This is a genomic window from Bilifractor sp. HCP3S3_D3 (assembly GCF_052063915.1).
Classification (GTDB): Bacteria; Bacillota; Clostridia; order Lachnospirales; family Lachnospiraceae; genus Bilifractor.
In genome coordinates, this window is the sequence record NZ_JBQHWP010000023.1 from 12,924 (window position 1) to 27,270 (window position 14,347).

General features: G+C 53.1%; 12 protein-coding genes. 1 reads left to right on the forward strand and 11 read right to left on the reverse strand.

Annotated elements, in window-relative coordinates; translation table 11 throughout:
- Positions 1-329: 329 nt before the first annotated feature.
- The 6 genes from uvrC to ACTNDI_RS12085 form a co-directional block, all read right to left on the reverse strand.
- Positions 330-2,183 (reverse strand): excinuclease ABC subunit UvrC, encoded by a 1,854-nt coding sequence (gene uvrC, locus ACTNDI_RS12060; protein WP_441101229.1) that lies wholly within the window; start codon positions 2,181-2,183, stop codon positions 330-332.
- 130 nt (positions 2,184-2,313) lie between these two features.
- Positions 2,314-4,203, reverse strand: coding sequence for an ATP-dependent zinc metalloprotease FtsH (gene ftsH / locus ACTNDI_RS12065; RefSeq protein ID WP_441101230.1), 1,890 nt, complete (start codon positions 4,201-4,203; stop codon positions 2,314-2,316).
- A 73-nt stretch (positions 4,204-4,276) separates the two neighbouring features.
- On the reverse strand, positions 4,277-4,876 hold the full coding sequence (locus ACTNDI_RS12070; RefSeq protein ID WP_441101231.1) for a DUF6553 family protein: 600 nt from the start codon (positions 4,874-4,876) through the stop codon (positions 4,277-4,279).
- Positions 4,877-5,062: 186 nt separating this feature from the next.
- Entirely contained in the window at positions 5,063-5,740 is a 678-nt protein-coding gene (locus tag ACTNDI_RS12075; RefSeq protein WP_441101232.1) for a J domain-containing protein, read from the reverse strand.
- Positions 5,741-5,790: 50 nt separating this feature from the next.
- Positions 5,791-6,651 (reverse strand): DUF5685 family protein, encoded by an 861-nt coding sequence (locus ACTNDI_RS12080; RefSeq protein WP_441101233.1) that lies wholly within the window; start codon positions 6,649-6,651, stop codon positions 5,791-5,793.
- A gap of 30 nt (positions 6,652-6,681) precedes the next feature.
- On the reverse strand, positions 6,682-7,083 hold the full coding sequence (locus tag ACTNDI_RS12085) for a hypothetical protein (protein WP_441101234.1): 402 nt from the start codon (positions 7,081-7,083) through the stop codon (positions 6,682-6,684).
- 535 nt (positions 7,084-7,618) lie between these two features.
- Between ACTNDI_RS12085 and ACTNDI_RS12090 the strand changes: the two genes are divergently transcribed.
- A complete protein-coding gene (locus tag ACTNDI_RS12090) occupies positions 7,619-8,095 on the forward strand; it encodes a hypothetical protein (RefSeq protein WP_441101235.1) in 477 nt (158 codons plus the stop codon).
- 176 nt (positions 8,096-8,271) lie between these two features.
- On the opposite strand, the gene ACTNDI_RS12095 is transcribed toward ACTNDI_RS12090, so the two are convergent.
- From ACTNDI_RS12095 to ACTNDI_RS12115, 5 genes are all read right to left on the reverse strand, one after another.
- Positions 8,272-9,294: an aldo/keto reductase gene (locus ACTNDI_RS12095; protein WP_441101236.1), complete on the reverse strand. Its 1,023-nt coding sequence runs from the start codon at positions 9,292-9,294 to the stop codon at positions 8,272-8,274.
- Between the two features lie 59 nt (positions 9,295-9,353).
- Positions 9,354-10,292 (reverse strand): 1-phosphofructokinase, encoded by a 939-nt coding sequence (pfkB, locus tag ACTNDI_RS12100; RefSeq protein WP_441101237.1) that lies wholly within the window; start codon positions 10,290-10,292, stop codon positions 9,354-9,356.
- A 139-nt stretch (positions 10,293-10,431) separates the two neighbouring features.
- On the reverse strand, positions 10,432-11,481 hold the full coding sequence (locus ACTNDI_RS12105) for a galactitol-1-phosphate 5-dehydrogenase (protein ID WP_441101257.1): 1,050 nt from the start codon (positions 11,479-11,481) through the stop codon (positions 10,432-10,434).
- A 121-nt stretch (positions 11,482-11,602) separates the two neighbouring features.
- A complete protein-coding gene (xylB, locus tag ACTNDI_RS12110) occupies positions 11,603-13,126 on the reverse strand; it encodes a xylulokinase (RefSeq protein ID WP_441101238.1) in 1,524 nt (507 codons plus the stop codon).
- A gap of 110 nt (positions 13,127-13,236) precedes the next feature.
- Complete coding sequence (locus ACTNDI_RS12115) at positions 13,237-14,274, reverse strand: LacI family DNA-binding transcriptional regulator (RefSeq protein ID WP_441101239.1); 1,038 nt, start codon at positions 14,272-14,274, stop codon at positions 13,237-13,239.
- Positions 14,275-14,347 lie beyond the last annotated feature (73 nt).

Below are 14,347 nucleotides of genomic sequence, written 5' to 3' on the forward strand. Positions count from 1 at the left end.
AGAAATTTGCAGGTAATTCGCACTCGTTCTCTTTCCTGCGCCGTGTGCGATGAGACCTGCTCTTTGTGTAATCTTCTCTTTTCGATCTCTTTTCCGCGCCTTGTGCGATGAGACCTGGCTGCAAATACGAAATGCCTTCTATAAAACAGTATACCACGCACACGCCTGTTTGCACGATTCTTTTCCTGCTCTAAAGGCAAAACTTTTCTCCCGTCAAAAGACAAGTCTTGCCTCCCATGAAAAACCATATCTACGCTCTTGTGAAAAGGCAAAACTTTTCTCCCGCAAAAAGACAAAGCTTGTGTCCTACAAATTGAACGTCTGCTCAATCACGATAATTGTTCTGCTTTTTTATGAAAAAAATCATACACACTCTTCGCAGCTTTTTCATTCATTCCCGGCAGGCTTTTCAGCTTCTCGACGTCCGCCCTCCGGATTGCCTCGATATCCGGGAAGGAGCGCATCAGCTCACGCCTCCGTTTTTCTCCAATATTCGGAATATCGTCCAGGATCGAATGTACTTGTTCCCTGCTTCGCAGCATCCGATGATATTCGATCGCGAACCGGTGCGTCTCATCCTGGATCCGGGTGACCAGATGAAAGCCCTCGGAATCTGTATCGATCGGAATCTCGACATTATTGAAATAGATTCCTCTGGTCCGATGCCTGTCATCCTTCACCATTCCGGCGACCGGTATCGACAGGTTCATTTTTTCAAGAACAGAAAGCGCGATGTTCACCTGTCCTCTGCCGCCGTCCATCAGAAGAAGATCCGGCAGCTTTTCAAAGCCGCTGTCTGCCTGAACCCCTCTCCGGAATCTCCTGGTCAGAACCTCCTCCATGCTTGCGTAATCATTCGGTCCCTCAACAGACTTGATCCGGAACTTCCGGTAATCCGCCTTCTTCGGCTTGCCCTGCTCATACACCACCATGGAACCGACGCTCTGGTAACCGCTGATATTGGAGATATCGTACGATTCGATACGGTCCGGCGGCTCGATTCCGAGCCACTGCCCGATCTCGTTGACCGCTCCGATCGTCTTTGCGACATCCTTTTTGATCCGTTCCCGGTCCTGTGTCAGAATGATCTGCGCATTCCGCTTCGCCAGATCCACAAGCTTCTCTTTTTTGCCCTTCTGCGGAACGAGGATCCGCACCTTTGTGCTTCCGGCGTTTTTCTTCCCGGTCAGCCATTGCTCCAGAAGCTCCCTTTCCGCAATATCATCCGAAAGCATGATCTCATGCGGAATGAAAGGGGTTCCGGAGTAAAACTGCTGCAGAAAACTCTCCATAACCTCGCTGCGGCTCTCCTCGTTCGCGATTTTCAGATAAAAATGATCTCGTCCGATCAGTTTGCCGTCTCTGACAAAAAATACCTGCGCGATGGCATCCTCTCCGTCTGCCGCAAGCGCGATCACATCCTGATCTTCTCCGCTTCCGGAAGTGATCTTCTGTCTCTCACTCACCTTCTTCACGGCCCCGATCAGATCCCTCAGGGAAGCTGCCTCCTCAAAATTCAGCGCATCGGCAGCCTGCTGCATTTTTGTCTTCAGTTCCTGAAGCACATCTTCCGTCTTCCCGTTCAGAAAAGCAATCGCATCATTGACCTGCTTCCGATATTCCTCCTCTGAGATCCATCCCTGACAGGGTGCCTTGCACTGGTGGATGTGATAATAGAGACAGGGGCGCTCCTTTCCCTGATCCTCGGGAAGCTTTTTGCTGCAGTTCCGAAGGTGATAAAGCTTCCGGACCAGATCAATCGTCTCCTTCGCGGCGGCCGCGTCCGGATAAGGCCCGAAATACTGCGACTTGTCCTTTTTCATCCTGTGCGCATACAGAACCCGGGGGAAATGCTCCTGCACCGTAACCTGGATAAAGGGATATGCCTTGTCATCCATCAGCATGGTATTGTACTTCGGCCGATATTCCTTGATCAGGTTGCACTCCAGGACGAGGGCCTCAACCTCCGAATCCGTCACAATGTACTCAAACCGCGTAACCTGCGGCACCATGCTGTATATCTTCAGCCTCTTGTTTCTGCTGTTGGAGAAGTACTGCCGCACGCGGTTCCGCAGCTTAACGGCCTTTCCCACATACATGACCTCGTCCTGAAGCCCGTGCATGATATAGACGCCGGGCTTCTGGGGCAGTTTCTTCAGCTCCTCCTGAATATCAAATGCCATAAATGCTCCTGTCTCTTCTGAATCATCCCAAGAAATGACGCACAGAGCAGGCCTTTTCATGCCTTCCTCATCCGGGCAGCCAGCCGGCTCTGCAGCCGCAGCTCGCTGTATCCCGGGTGTTCACGGTCGTTCAGGACGGACGATTCTGCGACCGCTCCCCGATAACCGTATTCATAATTCTCATGAATTCCTTTCCGGTGATCGTCTCCTGAATAATCAGATAGCCGGCAAGCCGGTCAAGCACATCCCGGTTCTCCCTGAGCATCTGCTTTGCCTTCTCATAGGATGCTTTCAGCATCTTCATGATCTCATGGTCAATCTCTGTCGCCGTCTCATCTCCACAGTCCAGAACTGCTCTGCCGTTCAGATATTTGCTTTCGGTCCTGGCAAGTCCCATCAGGCCGAACTTATCAGACATGCCGTACTGCGTGATCATTGCGCGGCAGATCTGTGTCGCCTTTTCAATATCGTTTGAGGCACCGGTCGTAACATCGCCGAAGACAATTTCCTCCGCCGCTCTTCCCGCGAGGAAGCCCGTCACCATGTCCTCCAGCTCCTTCCGCGAATTCAGATATTTCTCCTCCTCCGGAACCTGCATGACATATCCAAGTGCTCCCATGGTACGCGGAATAATCGTGATCTTCTGTACCGGCTCGGAATGCTTCTCCAGCGCATTCACGAGCGCATGACCCACCTCATGATAGGCGACGATCCGGCGCTCCTCCTTGCTGAGAATGCGTTCCTTTTTCTCCTGTCCCACAAGAACAACCTCGACGGCTTCCTGCAGATCCTTCTGGGACACTGCCCGCCTCCCGTGCTTGACAGCCAGGATGGCAGCCTCATTGACCATGTTCGCAAGATCAGATCCTACGGCTCCTGAGGTTGCGAGCGCAATTTCCTGAAAATTCACGGTTTCGTCGAGCATAACGTTTCTCGCGTGTACCTTCAGAATGTTTACACGCCCCTTCAGATCCGGGCGTTCCACAATAATTCTCCGGTCAAAACGTCCCGGCCGGAGCAGTGCGGGATCCAGCACCTCGGGACGGTTTGTCGCGCCGAGCACCAGAAGTCCCGATGCACTGTCAAAGCCGTCCATCTCGGCCAGCAGCTGATTCAGCGTCTGCTCCCGCTCGTCATTACCGCCGCCGTAACTGGAATCCCTGGTTTTTCCTATGGCGTCGATCTCATCGATAAAGATGATGCAGGGCGCCTGCTTTTTTGCCTCCTCAAACAGATCCCGCACACGGGAGGCGCCCACGCCGACAAACATCTCTACAAATTCCGATCCGGAAAGGGAGAAAAACGGAACATGTGCCTCACCGGCAACCGCTTTTGCCAGCAGTGTCTTTCCGGTTCCCGGAGGGCCTACCAGAAGAGCTCCCTTCGGAAGCTTCGCACCGATCTGTGTGTATTTCTGCGGATTATGCAGGAAATCAACCACTTCCTGCAGAGATTCCTTCGCCTCTTCCTCTCCTGCGACGTCCGCAAACGTTACGCCGGTTTCCTTCTGTACATAGGTCCGGGCCTTGCTCTTTCCGACGCCCATGACGCCGCCGCCCTTTCCCATATACCTTAGTACCAGGTTCAGGCCAATCATCATGATCAGAATCGGTATCACAATCTGAAAGATCGCAGACATCACCTGAGAACCGACGCTTGAGGATTTCTTCTCGTAAGTGATATCCGTGCCCTTCAGCAGCTCATTCAGGCCGTTCTCATCACCGACCAGCGTGGCGCGGTAGGTATATAAAGACAGTTTGTCTCCCTCTTTGAACTTCGGAGTTACCGTCAGCGTGCCGTTCTGCAGCACAACTTTCGACACCTCGTCCTTTTCTACCATCTGCACGAATTTGTCATAGGTGATTTCCTTCGATGAAGACGACTGGAACATGCTGCTGATTACACTGAAAATAATCACTGCCAGCATAATCGCCGTCGCGATGATCCAGATCGTCCGGTTATTCCGTCCCGGACCGTTTCCCGAATCCGGTCCGTCATTATCATTGAAATTAAATGACATATCTCTTTTCCCTTCTGAATTGGCCGGAAAATGCAATTCAAACAGTATGTATCCCTGTTGATCGCACGAGTTCTTATTTTCCGGCGCGCACCTTGTCCATCAGGTATCCCTGCTGATCGTTGTACTTTTCGCAGAAGGCATCCGTCGCCGCCCTGGTAAATACGGCAAGCTCCTTCTCCGCATTCATGACCTGCGGAGTCTCATATGCGAGACGATACACCTCGCCGGCAATCTTCGATATCAATGTCTCACTCTTCATATGCCCCAGTCCGAGCAGGATCGAGCCATAATTCTTGTCTGTCTCACAGAGGTGGAAGTACAGAAGCGTCATATTAAACAGCTCCTCATAAAGCACCTCCTCGCCGATCTCACCGTACTCTCCGGCAAGCTCCACCTTCCAGTCCGACAGCACAGAAGCCTTTTCCTTTTCGATCTTTTTTCTCCCGAAAAATCCCTTCGAGGTCGTGTGCACATAGTAAAGGCTCATCCAGCCGCGGATAAAATAGTCGACATCCTGGGAATTCAGCTTCCCATAGCGCTCCTGCAGAAGTTTTTCCCGGAGCTCATTGTCCGGCGCATCTCCCTCCTCGGAAATTGCCTGATCCAGGATCTCCTTTCTCCTGCTGCGATCAAGCTCACGCATGTATCTCTCCACCCACTGCTTTCTCTCCATTTCACCCTCCGATAATACTCTCTAATCCGATAACACTCTATGATCCGATAACGCTCTATGATCTGATAACGATCTCTGATCCGATAATACTCTATGATCCGATAACACTCTCAAATCTGTTTCCGGTTCCCATCCAGAACGTTTCCGGATTCACCGTCATGATCTCCATACCTGCAGCAGAAAAAATCAGATACAGCAGCATAGCGGAATGCCGCCGCCTCCCAGGCAGGTACAGCATGCCAGCGTTCCGCAGATCGCCGCGGCAGTTCTGGCACAGGTGCTGCCTCCCTGACTGTCGGTTCCTCCATAACAGGGAGAACCCTCATAGCCATAACCCTGACCCATGTCATTATACCAGGCCCCTCCGGCTGAAATCTGCTGATAAAGCTGCTGGTACCGGCTGTTGTCCGGTTCCATATTGCACGCGGTCTGCGCGTCGTTCTGCGCCGCCACGTTATTTCCGAGTCCGTAATTGGCCACGGCGTGCAGATAATACCATTCCGCATTCCGCTCCGGAATATTCTCCAGCACATTCATAGCCTCTGTGAAATGCCTTGTATTGATATAGTTTGCGGCCGCCTGCATCTCCGGATTCTCATACGGCGAATCCGATCTCTGACCATATCCGCCAAAACCGCCGTATCCATATGCGCCGGATCCTCCGGGAATCTTCCCGGACCGCTCGTCCATGATTTGTTTGTATGCTTCCTGAACGAGCTTGAACATCTCCTCTGCCTTATCCTTGTTGGGATTGTTGATATTGGCATCCGGATGGTACTTGCGGCTCAGCCTGCGGTACGCTTTTTTTACCTCTTCATCACTGGCATCCCTTGAGACACCCAGTACTTTATATGGGTCCTGCATGTGTTCCTCTTTCTGTCTTCCGCCCGGATCCTGTCCGGCGGATCATTTTATTATAAATCATCCTTTGCTTCTTGCAAAGTCCTTTGCGCTTCGGCCATCTTCGCCCGCTTCGCGCGATACTTCACCCAGATGCCCGAGTAGATGATATTACGCAACAGCTCCTCGTCCAGAAGGATCGGCAGCTTCTCAAAATATTTCGCAATTCCTGCCGCCTGCATTGTCAGGATATCGCCGGCGCGCATCTCATAATCCGCCTCTCCGCAGATCGACAGGAACGGATTATAGCTGCTGTTTCTGCGGTCCTTTTCCAGATCATCCCAGGCATCCATCAGATAGATGAACTTCCCGAGGTAAAAACCGATCTGCCCCAGATCTTCGGACCAGATATCCTCCCGATACCGGAAAATCTCTGCCATAAGCTTTCCCGTGAGGCCCGCCGCTGTATCCAGCGAACGGTCATTCTTCTCCTCAACTGCGTGCAGTTCCTTCACGTAGCGAAGGATTGCTCTCGTCTGCCTCGGATATTTCCGGGACGTTTTCAGGTAGGCCGGACGCAGGAGACGGTACGCCGCAAGGCTCGTCCCCTTCTTCTCATCAATCCAGTCATCCTCGAGATTGTGAAACACCAGCATCAGATTCATGTCGGCAGCATAAGCCGTGTATTCATTCCGGATCACCCGCCGCTTTCTTGCGGGATGAAGAATGCATCTCTCCTCTGTGATCCCCGAAGGTCCCTCGTACAGAGCATTCAGAAGAATTGCCAGAAAGGTCATGTCATAGGTCAGTGTCGCCCGCGCGGCTTCTCCGCAGGAATCCTTAAGATCCCGGCAGACACCGCAGTAAAACTCACGGTAACGGTCCAAATCCTTTCCCTTGAGTTCCTCCCGGTCAATCGTGATATATCCAAACATACATCCCTCCATCATCCGCTCATCAGGTATTTACGTATTTTTGATAAACTGTGTATGACACCTCGGGCAGGTGATCTGAATATGCCCCTTGCCCTTTGGTACACGAACCCTCTGCCCGCAGTTCGGACACCGGAAATACGCGTGATCCCTGTCCTTTGCCGCCCGCATACCACCTGTAAAAAAAGACTTCACCCGGTTCCACCCGGAGAGAAATCTCCGGTTCTCCTCCGCCCGTCTGCTGATATTTCTCGACATCATCCGGAAAAAAATCCAGACAAGCAGCACGGCCGTCACAATATTCAGAAAAATATTCGGCACAAAGGCAGACACAAAAAGCAAGGCGATCTCAACATACAGAAGCACCCGCCCCAGCTGATCCACTCCGTATCGCCCATACATCACACGGCTCACCCAGTCTCGAAATCGATTCATATTTATACCTCCCAAAGTCACGGCCCGATTCCGCCGCTTCTCGCTTCTCAATGTCAATACTTTATCGCGTTTACCCATTGATTGCAATTTTACAATATATAAAATTTTCCGAAAGACGCAATCTCCGTTACGTACCAAACCTGACACTTAGAAGAGCTCAACGCTCAAGAGTAAGGCCGTAAACCACACTCTGTCTCCGAACACTTTCCCGGCTTCCCTCACTCTTCCCTGACTCTTCCTTGGCTCTTCCTTGGCTTCCCTGACTCTCCCTTGACTTCCCTGACTCCTCCCTGACTCTTCCTTGATCTTACTTGACTTCCCTGCCTCTTCCTTGACATTTCCACTGCATGAAGATATCTTATAAAAGGTATCCTGATCAGTATACAAAACAACTGTGAAAAATTGGTGATTACGCACATCTGCCCTGATTAGCACGCTATACACCATTCGCAGATTATACATTGCTGCAGATTATATATTACCGCAGATTATACATTGCCGCAGATTATGCATTATACCAGGAAGGGATCACAGAATGAACAAATCAGAAAACAGCCTCCCGGATGGCCGGAAGAATATCACCGGGAACAGCAGCCACAGGAAATACCCCTGGACCATGCGCAGAATTACCGCCCTTTTGGGCATTGTTCTTCTGCTCGTGATGTACGCCCTCACCATGGTGTTCGCACTGGTGAAAAGCCCCTACTCGAAGGGACTTCTGATGGGATCGATTTTCTGCACCATAGCTGTCCCCGTACTCCTCTATGGCATGACAATGGTCGCCAGACTCGTCCGCGGGAAGGGAATTCCCGAAGCACACACATCCGACCCGGAAACACACGCCCCGGATTCAGCCAAGGCTGCGGACCCGGAGGCACATGCAGCCGGAACATCCAAGGCTCCAAATCCGGAAGCGCCTAAAACCGAAACGGCAAGCATCCCGGCCCCGGAAACACCTACAACCGAAACGGCCGGGAGGGCCGACCCGGCAGATTATAACACCGGGGACTGACTCCCGCGAAAAATAACCGGCTCTTATCCGGCACATCAGATTTCTTCTATATACTACACAATACTACACAGAGAGACCCGCAGGTGAACTCCATCACCTGCGGGTCTCTGCATCTTTAAATAATCATGCGTCCAATCATGCGGCCGGCACAGATCGCATGACATCCGGCATCACTGTCAATCCTTATCCCAAAGCGCGTCTGTTCCGTCCTCGTCCCAGAGGTCGCGCCAGTCGGTTGCGCCCGGCCACAGGAATACCTGTCCCTTTACCAGCCGGTTCCCGCATTCCATGCCACGGATCTCTTCCATTTCCTCATCGGTCAGCGGATCCTCCGTCACACATTTCAGATTCGCCGTATAATTTTTCTCCTTGATCGAGAATGGAATCGGGGTGTGCCCCTTCTGAACCGCCCATTTGATCGCGATCAGAACCGGGTGTACGCCGTGAGCCTCCGCAATCTTGCGGATTACAGGCTGCTGAAGATCCGCCACATCTTCCGGTGTGCGGTCTCTCTCCGGACGATCAGGCGAACCGAGCGGACAGAATCCCACGATTTCAATTCCCTGGGAACGAATATAATCATACAGCTCCTGCTGCTGGAAACACGGATGAAGCTCCATCTCGATGCAGGCCGGTTTGATCCGACACAGCGGAAGGACTGCCTTCAGCTTCGGCAGCGTCATATTTGACATACCGATGTGCTTTGTAAGACCCATATCCACCAGGCGTTCCATCTGTCTCCAGGTCGCCATGAACCTCTTGACCGAAAAAGGTTTGGAATTTGGATTCCGCTCCGTCACATCGCATTTCGGCGGATGATAATTCGGGAATGGCCAGTGAACATAGTACATATCCAGATAGTCAAGCTGGAGATCACGCAGTGTGCGGGCACAGGCCAGAAGAACATCTCCCTTGCCATGCATGTCATTCCATACCTTGGAGACGATAAACATGTCCTCCCTCTTTACCTCCCCGCTCTGGAACGCCTCCGCGAAGACCTCTCCGATCTGGTCCTCGTTTCCGTAGCACGCCGCGCAGTCAAAATGACGGTATCCTACCCGGATAGCGCCGCGAACCGCGTCACGCACCTGCTCCGGTGTCGCATGATCGGACCCGAAGGTTCCCATTCCGACCGCCGGCATTTTTGCTCCTGTGTAGAGCGTTCTCTGAGGGATTTTCGCAGGATCAATAAATTCCATTTCTCATTCCTCCTCTTCTAAAAAAATATCCATACATCTTTGATCAGGTTTATCCTTCTTTATCGTACTCTGATGATCTCCACGCGATCCCGGATAGCAGTCATGTCCTCCATCCGGAAAAATCCGGTTCTGTCGGTCATCGCGCTCGCTGCCGATATTGCGCTGGCAAGTCTCAGGCAATCCTTCATGTCCAGTCCCCGCGCGATCCCGGCGGCAAAGCCTCCGATCATGGAATCTCCGCAGCCGACTGTATTGACCGCATTGATTTTCGGCACGTGAGCCTCATATACACCCTCTTCGCAGGACATCAGCGACCCTGCACTTCCCAAAGAAATCACAACGGTCGGAATTCCCTTTGCGTGAAGCTCACCTGCCGCCTCCAGAAGCTCGTCCCGGTTTCCCTCCGTCAGCGTTCTTCCGACCAGCATCTGAATCTCATCGATGTTCGGCTTGATCATGAACGGCCTGTAAGCGACGCACTCCTTCAGCGTGCTGCCGCTCGTATCCAGAATCACTTTTTTTCCTGCCGCACGCCCTGCGTCGATCAGCCTCTTGTACAGACTGCTGTCGCAGCCGGAAGGCATCGACCCCGAGATCGTCGCCACCGCAGCATCCGAGATATGCTCTCTGAATGTCCGAACCAGTGCGTCCTGATTTGTTTCCGTTGCCTCAAATCCCGGCTCCAGAAATTCCGTCTGCGTTTTATTCACCTCGTCCCAGATATTGATGCAGGAACGCGTCTCTCCGCTGCACCACACAAAATCCTCGCGGATTCCCTCCCGGTGCAGATGTTCCTGTACAAACTCACCGGAATGACCTCCGAGGAACCCGGTCGCCAGGATTTCCTCCCCGGCGATATGCGCAGCTCTGGAGACGTTCAGCCCTTTTCCACCGGCCGAGCGCTCGCAGATTTTTACACGGTTCACCTCGTTTACCCCGAAGCCGTCCACGACGTATCGGGTGTCCACCGCCGCATTTGCGGTTACTGTCAGTATCATACGGTATCCTCTCTGTCTTTTTCCTGATTCAATTGCTCTCCATTCTGTTCTCAGCCAGAACTCATCCCTAACAACCTGCCCGTCAGATCCTGTCTTCCAGAACTTATCTTCAGAACATATCTGTCAGAACTTATCCTTTTTACTTCTCGGAGTCGATCAGAATCTTTCCCTTTACCTTGCCGCGTTCCTTATACCACTGGAACGCATCCGCGATCTGAGAAAGCGGTACAATCTTCCAGATCATTCTCGGATCATATTTCAGCTGGCCTGTGGCAAAATAATGCGCCACATCGGTCCACTCATGACCTGGGAACGGAGCCGAATAGGACATCCAGGATCCGGTAAGCGTAAACTCCTTCCGGTTCAGATTCTCCCACTCGCTCACCGTAAATGTCAGTTCCTTCTTCGGTGTTCCGATGAAGCAGACGCCGGCCTTATTCGCCGCAAGCTGGAATGCCATCTTCATCGTGATGGTGTTGCCCGCCGTCTCATAGACATAGTCATAGCCGACGCCATCGGTCTGAGCCATCGCCTGATCCATAAAGTCATCGTCCAGGGTATTGATCCCGGCGTCCGCGCCAAGCTCTTCGGCAAGAGCCAGTTTTTCCGGAACGATATCAAAAACCACAACCTTCTTCGCGCCGAAGATCTTCGCCCACTGCGCCGTCAGCATACCGATCGGGCCGGTACCGAGAATCGCCACGGTGTGGCCGCCCTTGTATCCCGTTCTTTCCAGTCCGTGAAGCGCGATCGTTGCCGGCTCAAAAAGCGCCGCCTGCTCAAAGGAGATGGATTTGTCAAATTTCACCGCATTAATTTCCGGGACACAGACATACTCAGCGAAGGATCCGAACTGACGGGAACCGATAAAGCTGTAATGCTTGCACAGAGAATAGTCGCCTCTCGCGCAGTCCGGACACTTCATGCACGGAACCAGCGGAACGCCTGCCACATAATCTCCCGGCGCCACCCTTGTCACGCCTTCACCGACCTCTTCCACGATTCCTGAAAATTCATGTCCCAGAACATTCGGGAAAAAGTGACACGCGTCACCGTTAACCCTCGGCACATCAGAGCCGCAGATTCCGGTATATTTGACCTTGATCAGCACCTCTCCCGCCTTCGGCTGCGGCTTTTCAATATCCTCGTAACGAAGATCATCTCTCGCATGTACCACGCCTGCTTTCATCATGATTGCCATCTTTTCTTCCTCCTGAAGAATTTCTTACGAATACCGCTTATTGCACAACATTTAACAAAGATATTTATTCAAATTGACAGCGACACTCTGTCGCTGACAGTCTGTTGTCTCAAAAACTGCCACCGTTTCGTCTCATAAGTCCCTCGAGATCCCGGTACAGTTCCAGATATGTCTCATAATTTTTCTGATAAACAGCCGCGTTTCCGGGATCCGGCTCATGTCGCCTCGTGTCATGAACCGTGAGCGAAACCGCTTCTTCATAATCATGGTAGAATCCGCAGCCGACTCCGGCGAGCATAACCGCGCCGAGCGTCGTTGCCGTGTCAGAAGACGGAACGACAATCGGCTTCCCTGTGATATCCGACTTGATCTGCGTCCACAGCAGCGAATTCGCCGAGCCGCCCATCGCGCGAAGCAGCTCGACATGCGCCCCCGCTTTCTCAGCCACATCCAGATTATGCTTCAGGGCGTAGGCAACACCCTCCATGCAGGCACGCACCATGTGCCCCTTCGTTTTCGAGAAATCAAGCCCGTAGAACACCCCCTTCGCGTCCGGATTCCAGATCGGTGAGCGCTCTCCGCTCATATACGGGAGAAAAACAAGCCCGTCCGATCCGGCCGCAACCTTTTCCGCCTCATGATTCAGCTGCACGAGAGACGACTCTCCGGTCTTCTCCGCCAGGAGACGCTCCTCTCCGGCGAACTCCCGCTCAAACCACCGCATCACTCCGCCGCCTCCGGTCGTACCGCCCTGCAGCAGCCATTTGCCCGGAATGACATGAAACGACAGAATCAGCCTGGGATCCGCCTTATATTCATCCAGACAAACGCTCATGCCGCCGGCCTGTCCTCCCTGCTCCTGTGTATCCCCGTCGTGAATCACGCCGGCGCCAAGCGTTCCGCACGCGGCATCAAGACCTCCCGCAACTACCGGCGTTCCCTCCAGAAGTCCCGTTTCCTTCGCCGCTGCCTCTGTCACCTTACCGATCACCTGATCACAGTTCACGATCTCCGGTAGGAACTCCTTCGGGATTCCGATCTCGGATGCCATATCATAATCCCAGACACCCCTTCTCATATCAAAGCAATGCCAGCCGTACGCGTCACAGATATCTTCCGTCATCTTTCCGGTCAGACGATATCCGATGTATCCGTTCGCGTGCAGAATCTTGTCCGTGTGCGCATAGACCTCCGGAAGGTTTTCTCTGTACCAGAGAACCTTCGGCGTGGTGTAGGAAGGCTGCAGCGCGTTTCCTGCAAGATCAAAAATCTTGTCCTGTCCGATCCGTTCATTGATCCGGTCACACACAGACTGCGCGCGGGTATCCATCCAGATCGGCGTATTCGTCAGATTCTTCCCGTCCTTATCCAGAGCGATGGCGGACCAGCCCTGCCCGTCGATTCCGATTCCACAGATATCTGCAGGCTTCACCTTCCCCTCAGCCCAGATCTTTGCCAATGCCTCACAGACGCCCCGGTACCAGTCCTCCGCATTCTGCTCCGCCCAGCCCGGGTGAGGATAATAAACCGGATAATCACCCGTCGCAGATGTCTCCACCCTGCCGTACCGGTCAAAGGCCGCCACCTTGCAGGCGCTCGTTCCGATATCTATTCCCAGTAAAAACTCTCCCATAGTTTCCTAACTTCCTCTCCGGCATCCCAATGCTCCAACGCTGCGTTAGATAAAGCAGGGAACCTGTTCATTCTGCGTTATTCCGGCCAGGCGCCTGCCTGCCTACGGCATCATTTCGCGTTATTCCGGTCAAGCACCGACCTGCCCTCCAGTATCGTTGTGCCGAGCCAGATATGCCTGCGCGCTGATGCATCAGACTCTCCATTTTCCGCATCTCCGATCTCACCGAGCCGCTGCAGCATAATCTCCGCCGCCTTCTCGCCGATTTCATCGACCGGCTGATTGATGATCGTAAGTTTCGGGTGCACCGCCCTCGCGAACTGGGGGTTATCGAATCCCACGACGGAGAGCTCCCCTGGGATCTCGATTCCGGACTCGTTGGCGCCAATCATGGCACCTATCGTCATCCGATAATTCGAAATCACAACCGCCGTCATCTCCGGATGCATCTGCCGTAACGTCTCAATTCCACAGGTGCCGCTTTCGATCGAATCATCTCCGTGAAAGATATAGTCCTCGGCGCAGACAATTCTGTTTTTCTCACACGCCTCACGGTAGCCCCGCATTCTCTGCCTGGCAGCGTTGATCTCCTCCGGTCCGGCAATCATCCCGATATGCGTGTGCCCCTTCTTCACCAGAAGATCCACCGCCGAGCGAATCGCCGCACGGTTGTCTACACAGACCGAATCCACATCCAGTCCCTCAATCTGCCGGTCAATTAAAACCACGGGCTTTTCCGTCCGGATAAACTTCCGGAGATTATTCCCGGTAGCGTCAACCGGAAGCACCACGAGTCCGTCTACCCTGCGTTTCAGAAGAAAATCGACAGCCTCTCTCTCCCTGGCGCTGTCTGTCCGGCAGTCGCAGACCAGCATGGCATAACCGTGCTGACGGAGAATATCCTCGATTTCGCTTAACACTCTCGCGCAGAACGTGCTGTTCAGCTCGGGAATTACCGCGCCGATCATCTTCGTCCGATTCGTCTTCAGCTGCCGCGCCGTCTCGTTTACTTCATAGTGAAGCTCCCCGATCGCCGCCTCGATCTTCGCCCGGTTCTTCGGCCGTACATTTCCTCCATTCAGATAGGAGGAAACCGTCGCTACGCCGCACCCTGCTCTCGTCGCAATGTCCTTTACCGTAGCCGCCATACTTCCTCCCTCCCGTCTTCAGGCGTCGTTCAGTCACTCTTTCAAAGCCTTCCTGCAGCTGCCTGACGATCAC